This window comes from Rhizobium sp. 42MFCr.1 (assembly GCF_000377185.1).
GTDB lineage: Bacteria > Pseudomonadota > Alphaproteobacteria > Rhizobiales > Rhizobiaceae > Rhizobium > Rhizobium altiplani.
This window is the reverse complement of the sequence record NZ_KB897827.1, coordinates 30,803-50,281: the sequence shown is the minus strand read 5'-3', so window position 1 is coordinate 50,281 and position 19,479 is coordinate 30,803. Positions and strand designations below refer to the sequence as shown.

The 19,479-nt window shown below is 59.9% G+C and carries 20 protein-coding genes; 7 read left to right on the top strand and 13 right to left on the bottom strand.

Annotated elements, in window-relative coordinates:
- Positions 1-136: 136 nt before the first annotated feature.
- Entirely contained in the window at positions 137-1,294 is a 1,158-nt protein-coding gene (locus C934_RS0112190) for a pyridoxal phosphate-dependent aminotransferase (RefSeq protein WP_018856999.1), read from the top strand.
- A 78-nt stretch (positions 1,295-1,372) separates the two neighbouring features.
- On the opposite strand, the gene C934_RS0112185 is transcribed toward C934_RS0112190, so the two are convergent.
- Positions 1,373-2,377 carry a ketopantoate reductase family protein gene (locus C934_RS0112185; protein WP_018856998.1) on the bottom strand — a complete coding sequence of 335 codons (1,005 nt, stop codon included), beginning with the start codon at positions 2,375-2,377 and terminating at the stop codon, positions 1,373-1,375.
- An 88-nt stretch (positions 2,378-2,465) separates the two neighbouring features.
- The gene (locus C934_RS33635; protein ID WP_029792471.1) at positions 2,466-2,681 is read right to left on the bottom strand and encodes a hypothetical protein; all 216 of its coding nucleotides are present in this window, start codon (positions 2,679-2,681) and stop codon (positions 2,466-2,468) included.
- A gap of 195 nt (positions 2,682-2,876) precedes the next feature.
- Between C934_RS33635 and ftsZ the strand changes: the two genes are divergently transcribed.
- The 3 genes from ftsZ (at position 2,877) to C934_RS0112165 (ending at position 5,199) form a co-directional block, all read left to right on the top strand.
- A complete protein-coding gene (gene ftsZ / locus C934_RS0112175; RefSeq protein ID WP_018856996.1) occupies positions 2,877-3,905 on the top strand; it encodes a cell division protein FtsZ in 1,029 nt (342 codons plus the stop codon).
- 149 nt (positions 3,906-4,054) lie between these two features.
- Complete coding sequence (locus C934_RS0112170) at positions 4,055-4,903, top strand: oxidoreductase (protein ID WP_018856995.1); 849 nt, start codon at positions 4,055-4,057, stop codon at positions 4,901-4,903.
- Positions 4,904-4,995: 92 nt separating this feature from the next.
- On the top strand, positions 4,996-5,199 hold the full coding sequence (locus tag C934_RS0112165) for a hypothetical protein (RefSeq protein WP_018856994.1): 204 nt from the start codon (positions 4,996-4,998) through the stop codon (positions 5,197-5,199).
- A gap of 217 nt (positions 5,200-5,416) precedes the next feature.
- Here C934_RS0112165 and C934_RS0112160 read toward each other — a convergent pair whose 3' ends face one another.
- Together C934_RS0112160 and C934_RS0112155 are read right to left on the bottom strand one after the other, a co-directional pair.
- Positions 5,417-5,743: a hypothetical protein gene (locus C934_RS0112160; protein ID WP_018856993.1), complete on the bottom strand. Its 327-nt coding sequence runs from the start codon at positions 5,741-5,743 to the stop codon at positions 5,417-5,419.
- A 2-nt stretch (positions 5,744-5,745) separates the two neighbouring features.
- Complete coding sequence (locus tag C934_RS0112155) at positions 5,746-6,000, bottom strand: DUF2188 domain-containing protein (RefSeq protein ID WP_026371762.1); 255 nt, start codon at positions 5,998-6,000, stop codon at positions 5,746-5,748.
- Positions 6,001-6,212: 212 nt separating this feature from the next.
- On the opposite strand from C934_RS0112155, the gene C934_RS35130 reads away from it, so the two are divergent.
- Entirely contained in the window at positions 6,213-6,386 is a 174-nt protein-coding gene (locus C934_RS35130) for a hypothetical protein (protein WP_018856991.1), read from the top strand.
- Between the two features lie 10 nt (positions 6,387-6,396).
- Here C934_RS35130 and C934_RS0112145 read toward each other — a convergent pair whose 3' ends face one another.
- From C934_RS0112145 to C934_RS0112110, 8 genes are all read right to left on the bottom strand, one after another.
- Positions 6,397-7,260 carry an MBL fold metallo-hydrolase gene (locus C934_RS0112145; protein ID WP_083929854.1) on the bottom strand — a complete coding sequence of 288 codons (864 nt, stop codon included), beginning with the start codon at positions 7,258-7,260 and terminating at the stop codon, positions 6,397-6,399.
- 191 nt (positions 7,261-7,451) lie between these two features.
- A complete protein-coding gene (locus C934_RS0112140) occupies positions 7,452-8,282 on the bottom strand; it encodes an alpha/beta fold hydrolase (protein ID WP_025659988.1) in 831 nt (276 codons plus the stop codon).
- A gap of 369 nt (positions 8,283-8,651) precedes the next feature.
- On the bottom strand, positions 8,652-8,891 hold the full coding sequence (locus tag C934_RS34660) for a cupin domain-containing protein (RefSeq protein WP_156828752.1): 240 nt from the start codon (positions 8,889-8,891) through the stop codon (positions 8,652-8,654).
- Positions 8,892-9,048: 157 nt separating this feature from the next.
- On the bottom strand, positions 9,049-12,870 hold the full coding sequence (locus C934_RS0112130; protein WP_018856987.1) for a vitamin B12-dependent ribonucleotide reductase: 3,822 nt from the start codon (positions 12,868-12,870) through the stop codon (positions 9,049-9,051).
- 591 nt (positions 12,871-13,461) lie between these two features.
- On the bottom strand, positions 13,462-14,049 hold the full coding sequence (locus C934_RS0112125) for a hypothetical protein (protein ID WP_018856986.1): 588 nt from the start codon (positions 14,047-14,049) through the stop codon (positions 13,462-13,464).
- 196 nt (positions 14,050-14,245) lie between these two features.
- A complete protein-coding gene (gpt, locus tag C934_RS0112120) occupies positions 14,246-14,743 on the bottom strand; it encodes a xanthine phosphoribosyltransferase (protein ID WP_025659992.1) in 498 nt (165 codons plus the stop codon).
- A gap of 182 nt (positions 14,744-14,925) precedes the next feature.
- Positions 14,926-15,768: a universal stress protein gene (locus C934_RS0112115; RefSeq protein ID WP_018856984.1), complete on the bottom strand. Its 843-nt coding sequence runs from the start codon at positions 15,766-15,768 to the stop codon at positions 14,926-14,928.
- 109 nt (positions 15,769-15,877) lie between these two features.
- On the bottom strand, positions 15,878-16,654 hold the full coding sequence (locus C934_RS0112110) for a competence/damage-inducible protein A (protein WP_018856983.1): 777 nt from the start codon (positions 16,652-16,654) through the stop codon (positions 15,878-15,880).
- Between the two features lie 216 nt (positions 16,655-16,870).
- Between C934_RS0112110 and wrbA the strand changes: the two genes are divergently transcribed.
- Positions 16,871-17,467, top strand: coding sequence for an NAD(P)H:quinone oxidoreductase type IV (gene wrbA, locus C934_RS0112105; RefSeq protein ID WP_018856982.1), 597 nt, complete (start codon positions 16,871-16,873; stop codon positions 17,465-17,467).
- Positions 17,468-17,535: 68 nt separating this feature from the next.
- On the opposite strand, the gene C934_RS35125 is transcribed toward wrbA, so the two are convergent.
- On the bottom strand, positions 17,536-17,673 hold the full coding sequence (locus C934_RS35125) for a hypothetical protein (RefSeq protein ID WP_018856981.1): 138 nt from the start codon (positions 17,671-17,673) through the stop codon (positions 17,536-17,538).
- 545 nt (positions 17,674-18,218) lie between these two features.
- On the opposite strand from C934_RS35125, the gene C934_RS0112090 reads away from it, so the two are divergent.
- Positions 18,219-19,469, top strand: a complete 1,251-nt coding sequence (locus C934_RS0112090) for a flavin-dependent oxidoreductase (RefSeq protein WP_018856979.1) — start codon at positions 18,219-18,221, stop codon at positions 19,467-19,469.
- The last annotated feature ends 10 nt before the right edge of the window (positions 19,470-19,479 follow it).

Here is a 19,479-nt window from a genome sequence, read left to right as displayed (position 1 = left end):
CCGCTGCCGCCAAATTACGGTGCGTCCGGTCGTCTTCAAACAGGAATTTTCGCATCCGCGGTTCAATCGCGGGATTGTGATGACCCGATTATTGCGGCAATTGTCTGGCCGCAAGCAAAGTTAGAGAGAAGCGATCTTGTTTTCCATTTCCCAACGCAGCGAAGTCGAACCCTTTCATGCCATGGATGTTCTGGCGGAGGCGACAAGGCGGCGAGCGAACGGCCATCCGGTCATTTCCATGGCCGTCGGCCAGCCATCCCATCCGGCGCCGCGGGCGGCGCGGGAGGCAGCGCAGGCTGCGCTTGTGGAGGGCAAGATCGGCTACACGGACGCGCTTGGTACGACGAGACTGAAACAAGCGCTGGCCGACCATTATCGCGGCCGTCACGGGCTGAAAATCGATCCTGCACGGATCGCGATAACGACGGGTTCTTCCGCCGGCTTCAATTTGGCGTTTCTCTCGCTGTTCGATGCCGGCGACGCGGTCGCGATTGCCCGGCCGGGCTATCCCGCCTACCGCAACATCCTCGGCGCGTTGGGGTTGAGGGTGATCGAGGTGCCGGTAACGGCCGAAACCCACTTCACGTTGACGCCCGAGAGTCTCGAGGCCGCGCAAACGGCAAACAATGTCAGGCTGAAGGGCGTTCTGCTGGCGAGCCCCGCCAACCCGACAGGTACCGTGACCGGCCGCCAGGGGCTGAAGTCCTTGGCCGACTATTGCGCGGCCAATTCGATCGCGTTCATTTCAGACGAAATCTACCACGGACTGACCTTTGCCGGCGAAGAGACCAGCGCGCTGGAATTGACCGACGAGGCGATCGTCATCAACTCCTTCTCCAAATATTATTGCATGACGGGATGGCGGATCGGCTGGATGGTGCTGCCCGAGCGGCTGGTGCGCCCGATCGAGCGCGTCGCGCAAAGCCTCTACATCTCGCCGCCCGAACTCTCGCAGATCGCCGCGACGGCCGCTCTCGGCGCGGCCGCGGAACTCGATGTCTACAAGGCGAGCTACGCGGCCAACCGCGATTTTCTGCTGAAGCGTCTGCCGGAGATTGGCCTGTCCATCGCATCGCCGATGGATGGCGCCTTCTACGCCTATGTCGACGTAACGCGCTTTACCAATGATAGCATGGCCTTCGCGAAGCGGATGTTGGCGGAGATCAACGTCGCCGCGACGCCGGGCCTGGATTTCGACCCGCTGGAAGGTAATCGCTCGATGCGCATGTCCTACGCCGGTTCCGAAGCCGAGATCATCGAAGCAATCGAACGTATCGCAGCGTGGTTGAAATAAGTTTCTTCTAATGGAGAGTCCTCTGGAGACTTGCTAAGGCAATTTCTGAGCGGCTTCGCGGCGGGCCGCCCTACTTAGTTAGCCGATTTGGCAATTCTCACGGTCGAGCTGCGACACCAGCGCCAGGATCGTTTCTGAAACCGGGGTCGGCGTTGCCGTCAGGCGGCCCAGTGAAACGACCATTCCCACCAGCGGCGTAGTCTCGAGCGACTTTCCCGCCAAGAGGTCTTGGAGCATAGAGGTGCGAACGGGCCCGATCTGTCGGGCCTGTTCCAGTCGCTGCTCGACGGACATCCCGACATTCGCGCCGAGCGCCTCTCCGACCGCCTTTACCTCCTTCATGACCTTGCCGATCTGGTCGGTGATTGCCGCATCGGCCATCAGGTTGGACATCAAAGATCGCGTCAGCGCACTTATCGGGTTGAAGGAGGCGTTGCCCATCAGCTTGCTCCAGATGTCGTCGCGAATTCGGCTCGAGAGCTTCACGCCGATATCGGCGCGTTGCAGCAGCGCTTCGACGTTGCGCAAATCATTGCTGATGTCGCCGGAGGGCTCGCCGAGGATGAAATGCCCTTTGTTGCTGAGCCTGATCTCACCGGGCTTGCTGACTTCAGCGCCCTGATGGGCGACGCAGCCGATGACGCGTTCCGGGCCGACAAGTCGCCATAGTTTGCCGCCCTCATCGAGCTCATCGAACTGTAGTTCCGCATGCCCACTGTCCTGATCGCGATGAAAATACCACCACGGAATGCCGTTGAGGATCATCATCACGCGTGTGCCATCTTTCAGCAGAAGGCCGATTCCCTCTGCGGCGGCGCTGAGCTGGTGGCCCTTTAGCCCGGTGATGAGGAGATCCTGCGGCGGCAGTTCCCTCGGATTGTCGGTCGCCGTGAGGTTTATGGTGAGGGGTGCTTCTACGTCCGCCTCCATGAGACGCAATCCATCGCGTCGGATGGCGTCGAGATGAGCGCCGCGGGCAACGACCGAAACTGTCGCCTCTGCGCCGATTGAAGAGGCAAGCTTGGCAGCGATGGCGCCGCCGAGTGCACCGGCGCCGAAGATGCAGATATTTCTGAAGGACATGCGATGATCTTTCCGCGATTGGTGGTCGCGCTGAACTTAGGTCATCCCTTTCTCAAGGCGAGTGATATTTTGAAGCCGCCGAAAGGTTTTAGTGGCCGCTGCCGGGAATAAGTTCGTTCCGGCGAAGCTGGTCGATGGCCGCCACGGCATCTTCGGCAGACCAGCCCGCGCGGATGGCCGCAGCGATCATCCGGACTTCGGCCTCCTCTTCGATCTTGAGGAACAGTGGTTCTAAGGCCTCTTGAGCCGTAAGAATATGCTCGTTGGGAGGGGTAACTGAGTGGCGGGTGGCTGGCGTGATCATCTGCACGGTGCTCCTCTCTCTGACAGGGGATGATTCAAAATAAAGCGCGAATGCAAAAAAGGTTCCGGATAAAGTTTCAAGGACGCTTCATCTTGTTCTTTCGCCCCGGCTCTGCCTTGTTGCGCCACTACGCTAATGCTCGATTCGGCTCCATAAGAGGTGGAGCCACGACGAAAACGCACGAAGGAGATTGCGATGTCGAACGCCAAGAACGGAATTTCCGAAATGCGCCCCAGAATTACAGTAATTGGTGTCGGCGGCGGCGGCGGCAATGCCATCAACAACATGATAGCGGAAAATCTCGAAGGCGTCGATTTCATTGCGGCCAACACCGATGCACAGGTATTGGCGACCTCCAAGGCACCCCGCCGTATCCAGCTCGGCGCCCATGTGACCGAAGGGTTGGGCGCCGGCTCACTGCCGGAAGTCGGCCGCGCAGCTGCAGAAGAATCGATCGACGAGATCATGGACCATCTGGCCGGTTCCCACATGTGCTTCGTCACCGCAGGCATGGGCGGCGGCACCGGCACAGGTGCTGCACCTGTTATTGCCAAGGCTGCTCGCGACGCTGGCATCCTGACAGTCGGAGTCGTGACGAAGCCGTTCACGTTCGAAGGCAATCGCCGCATGAAGACCGCTGATGCCGGTATCGAGGCGCTTCGCGAGGCAGCCGATACGGTGATCGTCATCCCGAACCAGAACCTTTTTCGCATCGCCGATGCAAAGACCACCTTCGCCGATGCCTTCATGACCGCCGACCGCGTGCTTTATGCCGGTGTTGGCTGCATCACCGACCTGATTGTCAAGGAAGGCCTGATCAATCTCGATTTCGCTGACGTGAAGTCCGTCATGCGCGGCATGGGCCGGGCAATGATGGGCACCGGCGAGGCTTCGGGTGAGGGGCGCGCGATGAAGGCCGCGGAGGCTGCCATTGCCAACCCGCTGCTCGACGATATTTCCATGAAGGGTGCCAGGGGCGTGCTGATCTCGATTTCCGGCGGCTCCGACATGACGCTCTTCGAAGTGGACGAGGCGGCAAGCCGTATCCGCGACGAGGTCCAGGATGAAGCCGATATCGTTGTTGGAGCAATCTTTGATCGCAACCTGGACGGTAAGTTCCGCGTCTCCGTAGTGGCGACGGGCCTCGACGGCGTGGCCGCTGGAACGCAGGCCCGTCCTAGCGTCGCGCTCGGCCAGGACATCCACACGCGTACGCTCCAGTAAGTCTCCTATCGCCTGCGCGTCCGATCGGGCGCGCAGGCTTGTCCTGATCCACGCAGTTTTCGGCGTACTCATTCGCTGGAAATGTCAGGCGGCGGCCCTAAATCCGCTCTCGCCCATTCAGGCGTCCCCGACAGCATCAGGAAAATCATATGTCTCAGGACAAGTCTCCCGTCTGGCTCATCACCGGCTGCTCTACCGGCTTCGGCCGTGAGCTTGCGAAACTCACCATTGCCCGTGGCTGGCCGACGGTCGTGACGGCGCGCGACAAGGCGCGCGTTGCCGATCTGGCAACCGCTCATGAAGCGAACACGCTGGCGCTGGATCTCGATGTGACCGATCCGACTCAGGTCAAAGCGGCAGTCGCGGCCGCCGAGCAGCGTTTCGGCCGCATCGACGTGCTGGTCAACAATGCCGGCTATGGCTACCAGTCACCGGTAGAGGAGGCGGAAGAGCAGGAAATCCGCGATCAGTTCGAGGCGAACGTCTTTGGCCTGTTTGCGATAACCCGCGCTGTCCTGCCCGGTATGCGGCGGCGCCGGCATGGCCACATCATCAACATCACCTCGGTTGCCGGCTTTATCGGCTTTCCTGGCTCCGGCTTCTATGCCGCTAGCAAGCATGCGGTGGAGGGTTTTTCCGATGCACTCCACGCCGAGGGCAGGCCGCTCGGCATCAAGGTGACCTGCGTCGCGCCCGGTCCGTTCCGCACCGATTGGGCGGGCCGGTCACTCCGGCAGACGAAGAGCACAATTCCGGACTACGCCGAAACCGCGGCAGCCCGCATGCGGCAAACAGCTGAATACAGCGGCAAGCAAGCCGGCGATCCCGTGCGCGCTGGCGAGGCGATGATCCGGATCACGGAAGTGGAGAACCCACCGCGGCATCTCGTGCTTGGCGAACTTGGCTACAACAACGTCACCAACAAGCTGCGCGAACGGCTGGCGCAGATCGAGGAATGGCGCGAAACGAGCCTGGGAGCCGATTTCCCGAAAGAGTAAGGTCCTCAAGGCGTGCCAGAGCGCTCCGTCGAAGCACTGCGTCCGCGACGGGTGCATGACGTTACGCAACTGGTATGGTGGAGGAACATTGAATGGTGAAGATCGCCTATTGTATCGCCGGCGTGCTGATCCTTATCGGGCTGGTCTGGATGGGGCAGGGTAGCGGCTATTTTCCCTACCCGGCGGAAAGCTTCATGATCAACCAGACGTCATGGGTCTATTGGGGCGCGCTGGCTGTCGTCGTCGGACTTGTTGTGATTGTGGTGACGAGGAACGCGCGGCACCGGTCGCACTGAATTCAGCGGCACTGCGAACTGGCCCGGAGTGCAACATACGTCGTCAAGCGCGGCAGCCAACGACTGGGGCACCGAACGGATGGTCATGCAAGCGGCTTGCATGTCGTCACTGACTGGTGATTTCGGGGTGACTACTGCCGCCATAAAACAGTTCGCCGGCGAAAGAAGGCCCTAGCCATGTTTCCGCCGGCGAAGATTGTAACGAGTAAATAGCGGTTTATACGCGGCGCGCGCGAACGTCCGCCATGTCGGGCCGTGTGCCGTCAGGAGCGCGAAGGCCGTAATGCTTGCTTGCGAATACCCATTCCACATTCCCGGGTTCGAACGGGCGGCGCGGGTTTCTCAGTGCCATCCGGCGCTCGGAGAGGCTGCGCGGCAGGGTGTCGATCATATCATTGACGAAGGTTTCAACGCTGTCTTTCCAGCGAGGCGAGATCGAAACATCGACGCCGCCAAAGCGATGAAAGTCGGGATGTTTCCGGGAATAGCATGCGCCGAGCATCCACGCATGCTGCTGCTTCAAAAAGCGTTCTTTGATAGTCATTCCTAGTCTTTTTCCTTGGCGTCATCGACGACATCGGCCTCGGGGCGGTCGCCTCCGTTCGACCGTTCCGCTGTCCAGCTGCCGTCTGCACGCTGATATGTAATGTCCGCATCCTGGCCACCGAGCTTTTGTCGCTCCGCGGCATGTTTAGCCGCTGCCAATGCTTCTTCGTGAGTTGGGAAAGTTTCCGACCAGACATCGTCCAGGCGGTAGGCCCAGGCGCCATCATGTTCGGCGACGTGGTAGGTAATCGACATCGATCGTTCCTTCAAGGACTTTTCGCAGGAATTTGCGTAGAGGCTCCATGCAGATTGAAAGGCCGAAACGCGGCTCGCCATATGCTTGTTCCGTCGCGGTCTGGCCTGTGTGAGGCTGGATTCAAAGCGAATGGCGACCTTGCGCAAGCGCGGAACGCTTCATAGGCTTGGGGCGTTGATGGATTCGTTCAACGCCTCTTCATAGGAAACTCATGCGCGCTCAGTCGAAGCCGTTCGTCGTCGAAGTCAAATCCTCCCGCCGCCCAGAACGTCGCCAGTCAGCGTCGATCTGGGGCAACCTCGATCTTGCAGCCGTTGCCGAGGAGATTGCGGAAGAAATGCCGCAGCAATCTGCCGCGCTCGAGGAAACCGCCGAGGCGCGATAATTCGGCGATCCTAAGCCGGCAGAAATCGGTAGGAGGCATCCTTGCGCTCGGCATATCCGACGGCCGGATAGGTCCAGTGATAGCCGAGCATCTTGAGCTTTTCGCTCGCGGCGCGATCGAGCAGCATCTGGCGGTTTTTCAGCGCGATCTCAGGTTCGGTGTCGAAGCCGAAATGCCAGGCGGGATGCTCGAAGAAAATCACGTCGTTGGTACAGGCGTCGCCTGTGATCAGCAGGCCGCCGTCGCCCGCCAGTTCGATCGAGACATGGCCCGGCGTATGGCCGCGGGTTTCCAAAATCCGCATTCCGGGAATGATCTCCTGATCCGGGCGCAAGAGCGTCAGCCGGTCCTTGACCGCAAACAGGTCACGTTGCGCGCCTCGCGCAAAATCATGAAGCGCCGACGGCATGTGCATCTCAAAGTCCTTGTGGGTCCAGAAGTCCCACTCGGCTTCGCTGACAAAATACTGGGCGTTCGGATAAAGGACCTTTCCATCGGCCGTCGTCGTCGCACCGGAGTGGTCCGGATGGGCATGGGTGAAAACCACCTTGGTGATCGCTTCGGGCGCGATCCCAAGCGATTGCAGGTTTGCGGCCAATTTGCCCGCGCTGGCCTGGAAGCGGTTACCTGAGCCAGTGTCGATAAGGATCAGGTCGTCGCCATGGCGGATCAGCGGGATGTTGGCCTGGACCGGAGCGGCCGCCGAACTTCCGCCCAGCCGAGGCATGATCGCCTTGCGCTCTTCAGGCGTGGCGTCGGGCAACAAGATCTCGACTGGGAGCGTGAGAAAACCGTCGCTGACGACCGTGATGTCGAACGTGCCATGCTTGAAGCGGTGGAAGTCGGCTGCGACGGCGCTACGTGACGCGAGCATCGCTGCTGCCGCGGCCGTCAACTTCAGCAGATCGCGGCGGGACAAGCCGTCCGAAATGGTATCTCGCGTTATCACAAGCGCCTCCCTTGAAGAGAAAATATCCGGCGTGCCGCAGGCGGGGCGAAGAGGACCCGCCTACGAGTGTTGTCTTGCCTCCGTTCCATCAGAAGGCCGGCGGTCGAGCCAACATCTCAGTCCAGGAAGAATTCCAGCAGATCGGCGTTGATCACATCCGGATGCGTCGTGCACATGCCGTGCGGGAGGCCGGCATAGGTCTTCAGTATGCCGTGCTTCAAGAGCTTGACGGACAGCGGTGCGGAGTCGGCATAGGGAACGATCTGATCGTCGTCGCCGTGCATGACGAGCGTCGGCACCGTGATCTGCTTCAGATCCTCGGTGAAATCAGTTTCGGAGAAGGCCTTGATGCAATCGTAATGCGCCTTTGCACCACCCATCATGCCTTGCCGCCACCAGTTCTCGATAACACCCTGGCTGACCTTGGCACCCGGGCGGTTATAGCCATAGAACGGGCCTGCGGGCACGTCGAGGAAGAACTGCGCGCGGTTGGCGACGAGCGCGGCACGGAAACCATCGAAGACCTCGAGCGGCAGGCCACCGGGGTTCTTGTCCGACTTGACCATGATCGGCGGCACGGCGCCGATCAGCACCGCCTTGGCGACGCGTCCGGGCTTTGCGCGGGCGACGTAGTGGGCAACCTCACCGCCGCCGGTCGAATGGCCGACATGGATTGCATTCTTGAGATCGAGCGCATCTGTGAGGGCCGCGACGTCGGCGGCATAGGTGTCCATCTCGTTGCCCTGCCACGTCTGGCTGGAACGGCCATGGCCGCGCCGGTCGTGGGCAATCACGCGATAGCCCTTGTCCAGAAAGAACATCATCTGCGCGTCCCAATCGTCAGCGCTGAGCGGCCAGCCGTGATGGAAAACAATAGGCTGGGCGGTGGCTGGACCCCAATCCTTGTAGAAGATTTCGGTTCCGTCCGTGGTCTTGATGAATGGCATGATGAAGTCCTCTTTCTGGATGTGATTGCATTGGTGGTAAAGGCACGCAAGCATCCTGCCGGTGCCCATATTGTCGGGCGTCGGGCAAAGCCTGACTCGCGTCGCTGCCCCTCTACGTCCTCGTCATGACGCGACGTTAGCGGCGCTGCGAGCCAACGGTAATTTGACCAAAATCAAGAAGAAGGGAAGATGCCATGTTGAAGAATGGCAGTGATGCTTGCGTGTATAACACCCCTGTGGACGGATAGCGCCGGTAACGCGCCCGTACAGAAGCAACATCGGTTTCGAGGGCTGGTCTGGCGTGGAGCCCTCGAATTGGGCCTCAACATTAAGCTGGGCCCTGGTTATGCCGTTGCGCCTGGCGTTGACTTACTGAGGCGTTGGGCAGTTCGAGAGCAGGGTGATGCCGAACCTGGGGCAGGTCGCCCGCAGACGCTCAATTCCCTTCGCAGTCGGTGGCCCGAAGACTTCGTCAGGTCCGTCTTCCTTGATAAACTGATCGAAGAGAGCAGGGGTGTCGATCAGGACGTGCCTGCAATGATTGTCGCTCGGGTTCATAAGCTGGTGCGGAATGCCGCGTGGGAAGAAGGCGCTTTCGCCGGCGGTCACTTGCCGAGGTTGCCGTTGATCACAGCAGAAGAGCGGCCAAGGGCCGCTCTTTGACTTTTGTCTTCGCGTCAAGTTCCCGACCTGGGTCGGACAACGTTCCGGCGGGTGAGGGGTGAAAGCTATCATCATCATCACCAACCGCCGGAATTGCCGGTTATCAGCTGCAGCCGCTCGTCGCGCCGCAGGTGTCGCACTTCTCGCAGGTGCCGTTGCGGACCATCGTGAAGTTCTGGCATTCGGAGCACATGTTGCCCGTGTAGCCCTGCATGATGGAGCGGGCGCGGCGTTCGGCTTCGACCTTCTTGGCCTCCGTCTTGGCCGATGCCGCGTCGGCGGCGGCCTTGTCGGAGAAGAGGGCGGTTGCCTGCTGCTGGGTCTCGGTTGCGATCTCCTCGGCCACTTCCTCGGCGATCTCTTCGGCCAGTTCCTTTGCCCGCTCCTCGTAGTCGCGCTTGAAGGCGACGATTTCAGAGGAGGAGACGGCAAGCGTCGGCTCGATCTTGCGGGCGGCAGCACCCGCAAAGGAGGTCACCGTGGCGCCGGAGGATGCGCGCGCGGGGGCCGCCGTCGCGGCACCCTTCGGCTCCCCGCCTGCCTGACGCTCGTTGCCCGTTACCAGGGTCGGCTTGTAGCCACGGGTCCAACCGGTCGAGACGAGGTTCGTCTTGCCTTCCTGGATCCCCTTGCCGAGCGCCGTGTTGGAGAAGTCGGACGTATCGACATGCGCCAGATCGTGGCGGCCGAGGTAGGAGACGGCGAGTTCGCGGAACACGTAGTCGAGGATCGACGTGGCGTTCTTGATCGCGTCGTTGCCGATGACGATGCCGGCCGGTTCGAACTTGGTGAAGGTGAAGGCCTCCACATACTCTTCGAGCGGCACGCCGTATTGCAGGCCGAGCGAGATGGCGATCGCGAAGTTGTTCATCATCGCACGGAAGGCCGCACCTTCCTTGTGCATGTCGATGAAGATCTCGCCGAGACGGCCGTCGCCGAATTCGCCGGTGCGCAGGTACACCTTGTGTCCGCCGACGGCGGCCTTCTGGGTGTAACCCTGGCGGCGGTTCGGGAGCTTCTCCCGCTCGCGGGTGACGCGTTCGACGACACGCTCGATGATCTTCTCGGTGATGGTGACGGCCTGGGCGGCGACCGGCTGCTGCAGCAGATCGTCCAGTGCGTCCTCATCGCTTTCGTCTTCGATCAGCGAGGCGTTCAGCGGCTGCGACAGCTTGGAGCCATCGCGGTAGAGAGCGTTTGCCTTCAGGCCGAGCTTCCAGGAGAGCATGTAGGCGCTCTTGCAATCGTCGACCGTCGCGTCGTTCGGCATGTTGATCGTCTTGGAGATCGCACCCGAGATGAACGGCTGGGCAGCAGCCATCATGCGGATGTGGCTGTCGACCGAGAGGTAACGCTTGCCGATCTTGCCGCAAGGGTTGGCGCAATCGAAGACGGCGAGGTGTTCGTTCTTCAGGAACGGTGCGCCTTCCAGCGTCATCGCGCCGCAGACGTGAACGTTGGCAGCTTCGATGTCCTTCTTGGCAAAGCCGAGGTGCTCGAGCAGGTTGAAGCTCATGTCGGCAAGCTGTTCGTCGGAAACCTTCAGCGTCGCCTTCAGGAAGTCGGCGCCGAGCGTCCACTGGTTGAAGACGAACTTGATGTCGAAGGCCGACTTCAGCGCGGCGTTGACGGCTTCCACCTTATCGTCGGTGAAGCCCTTGGCCTTCAGCGTCGAGGGGTTGATGGCCGGCGCCTGGTTCAGATTGCCGTGGCCGACAGCGTAGGCTTCGATCTCGGCGATCTGGCTCTCGGAGTAGCCGAGCGTGCGCAGGGCTTCCGGAACGGCGCGGTTGATGATCTTGAAGTAGCCGCCGCCGGCGAGCTTCTTGAATTTCACCAGTGCGAAGTCAGGCTCGATACCGGTTGTGTCGCAATCCATGACGAGGCCGATCGTGCCGGTCGGCGCGATGACGGTTGCCTGGGCGTTGCGGTAGCCGTGCTTTTCGCCGAGCTCGAGAGCCTTGTCCCAGGCGCTCTTGGCATGAGCCGCCAGATCCTGGTCGGGGTTCTCGGAGTGGACGAGCGCGACCGGGTTGATCGACAGGCCTTCATAGCCAGACGTCTCGCCGTAAGCGGCGCGGCGATGGTTGCGGATGACGCGCAGCATGTTTTCGCGGTTCGGCGCGAACATCGGGAACGGTCCGAGCTCGGAAGCGATCTCAGCCGAGGTGGCGTAGGAAATGCCGGTCATGATCGCGGTCAGGGAGCCGGCAATGGCACGGGCTTCGTCGCTGTCATAGGGAATGCCGGAAGACATCAGCAGGCCGCCGATGTTGGCGTAGCCGAGGCCGATCGTGCGATATTCGTAAGAGAGCTCGGCAATCCGCTTCGACGGGAACTGCGCCATCATCACGGAGATTTCGAGAACAACGCTCCACAGGCGAACCGCATGCTCGTAGTCTGATATGTTGATGCGCTTGGTGGCGGCATCCTTGAACTGCATGAGGTTCAGCGAGGCAAGGTTGCAGGCCGTGTCGTCGAGGAACATGTATTCCGAGCACGGGTTGGATGCGCGGATCGGGCCGGCAGCCGGGCTGGTATGCCAGTCGTTCATCGTCGTGTTGAAGTGCAGGCCCGGATCGGCCGATGCCCAGGCGGCGTAGGAGATCGACTCCCACAGGTCGCGCGCCTTCAAGGTCTTCATAACCTTGCCGTCCTTGCGGGCCTTCAGCTGCCAGTCGCTGTCGCTTTCAACGGCGCGCAGGAAGTCGTCCTTGATCGAGACCGAGTTGTTGGAGTTCTGGCCGGATACGGTAAGGTAAGCTTCGCTATCCCAGTCCGTGTCGTAGGTCTTGAACTCCATATCCTTGTAGCCCTGGCGGGCGAACTGGATGACGCGGCCGATGTAGTTCTCCGGAACCTGGTCCTTCTTGGCAGCGCGGATTTCGCGCTTCAGGGCAGGGTTCTTGTTCGGGTCGAAGCAATCGCCGTTGTCAGCCTCGCAGTTGACGCAAGCCTTCATGATTGCCTTGAGGTGCTTGGCGACAACTTTGGAACCGGTGACGAGGGCAGCAACCTTCTGCTCTTCCTTCACCTTCCAGTTGATATACTCTTCGATATCAGGATGGTCGATGTCGACGACCACCATCTTGGCCGCACGGCGCGTCGTGCCGCCCGACTTGATGGCGCCGGCAGCCCGATCGCCGATCTTCAGGAAGCTCATCAGGCCGGAAGAACGGCCGCCGCCGGACAGCTTTTCGCCTTCGCCACGCAGGTAGGAGAAATTGGAGCCGGTGCCGGAGCCGTACTTGAAGAGGCGTGCTTCGCGGACCCACAGGTCCATGATGCCGCCTTCGTTGACGAGATCGTCTTCAACGGACTGGATGAAGCAGGCGTGCGGCTGCGGATGTTCGTAAGCTGACTTCGACTTCGTCAGCTTGCCGGTGAAGGGGTCGACATAGAAGTGGCCCTGACCGGGGCCGTCGATGCCGTAGGCCCAGTGCATGCCGGTGTTGAACCACTGCGGGGAATTCGGGGCAACACGCTGGGTGGCAAGCATGTAGGCAAGTTCATCCTTGAAGGCTAGGGCGTCTTCCTCGGAGGAGAAATAGCCACCCTTCCAGCCCCAGTAGGTCCAGGTGCCGGCGAGACGGTCGAAGACCTGGCGCGCGTCGGTTTCGGAGCCGTACTGCTGGTCCTTCGCAATATCCTTCAGAGCTGCTTCATCGGCAACCGAACGCCACAGGAAGGAAGGAACCTCGTTTTCCTCGACCTTCTTCAGCTTGGCGGGAACGCCGGCCTTGCGGAAATACTTCTGCGCCAGGATGTCGGCGGCGACCTGGGAGAACTGCGCCGGAACGTCGATGTTCTCGAGGCGGAATACGATCGACCCGTCCGGGTTCTTGATCTCGCTCGTCGCCTTGCGGAATTCGATGTCCGCGTAAGCGCTCAGTCCTGCCTTCGTGAAACGGCGTTCTATGCGCATTTCTCTAACCTCTAGCTTGCGCGCCCCGTCCCCGTCGACCAAGGCGCAAGTTTCCACCTCCGGCCGCGCCGTGAGGAGCGCAGCCAGTTCTCGTTTCCGTACTATCACAGGAGTGTCATCCGGAGATGCTTCTCCCGTATCTTGTAGTGATCGTGGCTGCAAACACTAAATATAGTATTAACAGCTTATTATCGCCAGCCCCGGATGTCACTTTTCCGGAAGATAAAAATCGCGCACGAAACCCCTCATGGCGGTCGCCCTTCATGGACGCAACACCCTGATTCTACGCTCGATTTTTGGAGGGAACCGGCCTCGTTAATTCCGGTCCAACTGCCGTCGCAACATCGGAACCTATTAAGTTTGAATCGTGCGATTCCGTCAAGAGGTTGTTTTTAATGAAGCGTTCACCACAACATATTGTGGATCGGGCTGTGGAGAATGGGGAAAAGAAAGTCGTGCAAGAAATTCAATGGGTTGCGAGCTTTCGTCGTCCCGGAGCGTAAAAAATCTAAGAAAAGTTGCGACCGTGTTGATTTGGTTGCAGCTTTTGCCGGCCAAATGCGACAGCCGATTCGTTCATGTTAATTTCAATCACAATGCGTCGATCGCAATCGTCACCGTTGCGATGCCTATAGGCTGTCCGTTTTCATCATTGATGACGAAACTTGCCTGCGTTTCCAGCAATTGTGTCTGTTCATCGCGCTCGGCCCGATCAATGAATATGTCGTCGGACTGTCTTCCGAATGTTTTCAGGAACTTGTCTTCGTCGCCCTGCCAATAGTCGCTGGTTATCGTGCCCTGGCCGACATTGAGTCCGTGGCGATCGGTCACGAAGAATTCAACGATGGCGCCCTGCGAATCATCCTGCTTGGATTTGAGGTATCGCGACACCGGCTTGTTGAGCAGTTGCCTCACCATCTGCCAACCGCCGGCCAGAACTTCGGACCGATAGGTGTTATCCAGCACCTGGATGTCCATGTCGCTGATTTTGCTGAATTTGGTATTCTGAGCTTCGATCGCCTTCTTGACGATCGCGACATTCACCATCGGCTTGACTGTTGTCTCGACATATTTCCGAACGACGGACACATAGGCCGGCTCCGCCGAAGCGGTCAAATGCGAGAGACAGAGACACAAACCGAAAGCCGCCGCTATCTCGACATAGCCCCAACGCATCATATTCATTCCAAGGTCGCGCCCCGCGACTTAACCTCTAACGCAAGTCCGCAACGCGACAAGGGTGCCGCGCGGGAATTGCTTTGAAGGATAAGGTCAGCGCGGCCGACGCGATAGCGGAATCCGATGGGTTAGTTAAACAAAGATTGGTGCAATTTGAAATTGTCACCAATCTGTTTGGTTGCGCCGCGGATAGCGCTCAGCCGCGGCCGGCCTTGGAGATCGGTTCCTGATAGGTGAACCCCATGTCCCAGGGGAAGTAGATCCAGGTGTCCTGGCTGACTTCCGTAACGAACGTATCGATCGTCGGCACGCCCTGGGGCTTCGCGTAAACGCAGGCGAAGTGTGCCTTGGGCAAGATCGAGCGAACTTCGGAGGCGGTCTTGCCGGTATCGGTAAGATCGTCGATGACCAGGACGGATTCGCCTTGGTCGGCGGTCAGCTCCGGTGCAATGCCCTTCAGGAGCATCATTTCGCCCTGGTTCACGTAGTCGTGGTAGGAGGCGACGCAGACCGTTTCGATCAGCCGGATATTGAGTTCGCGCGAGATGATTGCCGCGGGTACGAGACCGCCGCGCGTGATGCAGACGATCGCCTTGAAATCGCGCTTGAGCCCGGCGAGACGCCAAGCGAGCGCGCGCGCGTCGCGGTGGAACTGGTCCCAGGAAACGGGAAAGGCTTTATCGGGAAGAGACATGGTGTGCTCCGCGGCATGAATGATGACACGCCGTTTGCCGGCGGCCGGACAAGGCATTCCGCGATCGGCCAAACGCAAATCGCGCAGCCGAGACTGCGCGATAGGAGGACCGAAGCCGGAGCTCGTCATCGGTCGCCGCAATTAACGGATTCCGGAGGCAAAACGCAAGCCCCTCGCGATTCTTATCGCGACAGCAGCGTCAAGGCCGTCATTGATTGCAGCAGCGTTCTCGTGGTGCCGCCGAAGATCAACTGCCAGAGACGCGAATGCGTGTAAGCGCCCATGACGAGCAGGTCGATGCTGCTGTCGGAGAGGCGGTTCTCGATGACAGCCGAGGCGGACTTGTCAACGCTTTGCGCAGTTGCCAGAGTTACCTTGACGCCGTGACGGGAAAGAGCCGCAGCAATGTCGGCGCCTGCGACGGCCGCAGACTGAAGTGCATTGTCGACGGGATCGACGGAGAAAATCTCGACTTCGGCGGCCGCCTTCAGGATGGGCAAGGCATCGAACGCCGCACGCGCGGCCTCCCTTGAGCCGTTCCATGCGACGAGGACACGCTTGATCGGTTTCGGCTGGCGCATCACAAAAGGAATCATCAAAACCGGGCGACCGCTTTCGAAGAGATAGTTGTCGATGTCTACGTGACTGTCGGACGGCTTCAACGGATCGGCCTGTGAGGCGATGAGCAAGTCGGCGCTTCGGGCGCTTTCGATCAGCGGCGCCGAGCCGTAGCCGGTGGATGAGGCGAAGCTGCGCCATTCATGGGAAACGCCTTCAGCCTGCGCCTTCCTGCGGAAGATGCGTTCGATTTCGAGCGTTTGCGCGCGCGCCATGTCCTGCAGCGCCTGCACGGCGACGGGGTCGGGTATCTCCATCGGTGCTACGAGCGGCACGACCGCGACGGTTTCCGCATGAAGTCCGATAACGTAGGCATTGGTCTGTGCGGCAATGGCAAACGCAAAATCGGCCACGGCTGTGGCGTTATCGACGGTATCGAGAATGGCAAGTATGGTTTTGTAAGACATCAGCAATTCTCCTTACGCGGATGAAATCGACTAATTTTCAACGAGAATGCGCCGGCGAGGGCGCCGCTTCTTTGATGCATATCAACGGCGAACCGGGATCACCTCGATGCTACGCCTCTGCCGAGCGGTTTTCAGCCACCTCCTTTGATTGGCGGATGGTCTCGATCATAGCGCGCACATCATCTCCCGCTGCATCGACCGCATCCTGTGAGCGTCCGCGGACGACGATTTCCGTTGAGAACGCCTGGCCAATATAGCGGGGATAGGAGCCGATGCTCGTCTCCGGATGAGCTTTCTGGATCGCAGCAAGCGGTGTACCGATGTCGCCTTCACCATAAGGGCAGGAGATACCGAGCGAGAGCACTCGCGTGCCGGTCCGCAATGTCGGGATGACCGCGTCGACCATGGCCTGGAAGACTTGCGGCACGCCGGCCATGACATGAACATTGCCGATCACGAACCCGGGCGCGGTCGAGACCGGGTTGGGGATATGGCGCGCCCCTTTGGGCATGCGAGCCATTCTCTTTCTGGCCTCCGTAAATTCGAGCCCGCGGCGCGCGTACATCTCGCCGAGCAGGGTCATTGCGTCAGCATCGTATTCGCAGGGCAGCCCGAACGCTGCGGATACGGCATCGGCGGTGATGTCGTCATGGGTCGGTCCGATACCTCCCGAGGTGAAGATATAATCGTACTTTGCGCGCAACGCATTGAGAGCCTCGACGATGGCATTCTCCTCGTCACCGACGATGCGCACTTCCTTGAGGTCGATGCCGGAAAGCGTCAGCATGTCAGCCAGGTGGCCGATATTCTTGTCCTTGGTGCGGCCGGATAAGAGTTCGTCGCCAATGGCAAGCATGGCGGCGGTGACAATCGTCTCATTGGTCATTGGAAATTTCCGAACATTTGCGTTCCCACATAGGTAGCGCCCTTCGCCTGTCTTGCAAACCGTGTCGCCGCCGCCAACTTGGGAAATGGCTGCAAGCAAGTTTTCGTCTATGACCATTGAACAGTGCGTTCTGCCGCGTGGGGCTATGTTCGACACACACCGCTGCTACAACTCCGCACGTTCACGAATTCAAACGCAATTGATGGAGTTAGATAAATGGCTAAGGTACTCGTGCTCTACTACTCGGCTTACGGCCACATCGAAACCATGGCATACGCCGTCGCCGAAGGCGCAAAGTCGGTCGGCGCGGACGTCACCGTCAAGCGCGTTCCGGAACTGGTTCCTGCTGAGGTTGCCAAGGCGTCGCACTACAAGATGGACCAGTCTGCCCCGATCGCCACGGTCGACGAACTTGCCGATTACGACGCGATCATCGTCGGTGCGGGTACGCGCTTCGGAACCGTTGCTTCGCAGATGCGCAATTTCTGGGATCAGACGGGCGGCCTCTGGTTCGCCGGCAAGCTGGTCGGGAAGGTAGGCTCTGTGTTCACGTCCTCGGCCACGCAGCACGGCGGCCAGGAATCCACCATCCTCGGCTTCATCCCCACTTTCCTGCACCAGGGCATGGTCGTTGCCGGTCTTCCCTATGCTTTCCAGGGCCAGATGGGTGTTGATGAAATCAAGGGCGGTTCGCCCTACGGCGCATCCACCATCACGGATGGCGATGGATCCCGCCAGCCTTCAGCGATCGAGCTTGAGGCAGCCAAGTATCAGGGCGCTCACGTCGCCAAGATCGCTGCAAAGCTCGGCTAAATCAGTCCTCACTAGCAGGCGCGGCCATTGGGTCACGCCTGCTTATACCGGGCAACGAACTTGCCAATTCAGCCGTAGAGGTTGTGCAGCTTTGCTGCGAAGAAAAGAAGCGGTATTCCGACGACCGCAATCGCGATCATGAACGCCGTTCCTGCCCTGAACAATTTGAGACGTCGCGCTCTTGTGCCATCCCAATCGTAAACCATTGCCATACTCCCACAAGACTAGCTTACAACTATGCGCAGCCCCAACCGCGGTCCTTCTGGCGCGCGCATACAAGCACATTCGCAAGAGATTATAAAGGCCAAGGGACTTGCCGTCGGAAGTCGGTGCCCTCGGGCATGATAGTGCGAGCGACGGGATCGAAGCCAGGTGCCCCATAGCAAAGGTCAGGCCAGCCGCACTTGAGTGTTTCACGGTGAGGGACCTCAGTCATCTGTTTTCGCTATGACCTCAAAAAATCTATCTATTTGATGAATGTCAATTTTGTTTCTAGGGTCCTTCCAACATCGGATGGTTCTTTCGAGTGAGGACGCGCGAGTGGTTCGGGCGATGAAAGAGCAACCGGTGCCTATCGGAGGATGATCGGCAAAATCTGGAATAACTGCCGCTGTCGGAGCGTTGCTTCGGCGAACGGGTTTCCATTGCCTGCAGCTTTCATCTGAAGCGACATCGGCATTTTCCAATCCTGTTGGACGATGCCCTATTCGAACTTTGCCGGGTTTCCCGGCCAGGACATTTGGAGTCGACTATGGAAGTCACGATTGTTGGTGGTGGGATCGGGGGGCTGACGCTTGCTCTGATGCTGCACGAAAAGGGAATCCCATCCCGTGTTTACGAGGCCGCGCCCGAGCTGAAGGCGCTCGGCGTCGGCATCAATCTTCTGCCGCATGCCTCCCGCGAACTATGCCAGCTCGGCCTCGAGGAAGAGCTTGCGAAGGTCGCCATCACGACCCGCGAGTCCGGTTTCTACAACCGCCATGGCCAGCATATCTTCACCGAGCCGACGGGTCGCCATGCCGGCTACGAATGGCCGCAATTCTCCATCCATCGCGGCGACCTGCACATGGTCCTCGTCGAGGCCTTCAAGCAGCGCATCGGCGCTGACCGCCTGATGACCGGCTGGTCCTGCACCGGCTTCGACCAGGACGACAGCGGCGTAACCCTGCATTTCGTCGATCCGCGCGACGGTTCCGCCCGGCCTTCCGTCAAGGCCGAAATGGTTGTCAGTGCCGAGGGAATCCACTCCAGGATCCGCAAGCAGCTCTATCCGAACGAAGGCCCGCCGCGGTATTCCGGCATCAACATGTGGCGCGGCGTCACGCGCTGGAAGCCGTTCTTGACCGGCGCCAGCATGGTGCGCGTCGGCTGGCTTAACACCGCCAAGGTGCTGATCTACCCGATCCGCGACAATATCGACGCCGAAGGCAACCAGCTCATCAATTGGGTCGTCGACATCGAGACCGACAAGTACAAGTCGCAGCGCGACTGGAACAAGCCGGGCCGCCTCGAAGACTTCTTCGACGTCGTCAAGGACTGGAAATTCGACTGGCTCGATTGCCCGGCGATGTTCAAGGCCGCCGATGCGATCCTCGAATATCCAATGGTCGACCAGGACCCGCTGGACCAGTGGACCTTCGGTCGCCTGACGTTGCTCGGCGATGCCGCCCATCCGATGTATCCGCGCGGCGCGAATGGCTCGGCCCAGGCGATCCTCGATTGCCGCGCGCTGACCGACGCGCTCGTCCGTGAAGGCGATCCGATCAAGGCCATGCATGCCTATGAGGCGATCCGCCGCCCGGCAACCGCCAAGGTCGTGCTGACAAATCGCGCCAATCCGCCGGATGCGATCCTGCGCGAAGTCTTCTTGCGCACCGAGGACAAGCCGTTCGATCATATTGACGACGTCATTAGCCGTGAAGATCTCGAGCAGCTCTCCACAAACTATCAGCGCATTGCCGGTTATCATAAGGATAACCTCGCTGTACCGGCCGGGTCCTGACGGACCCGGA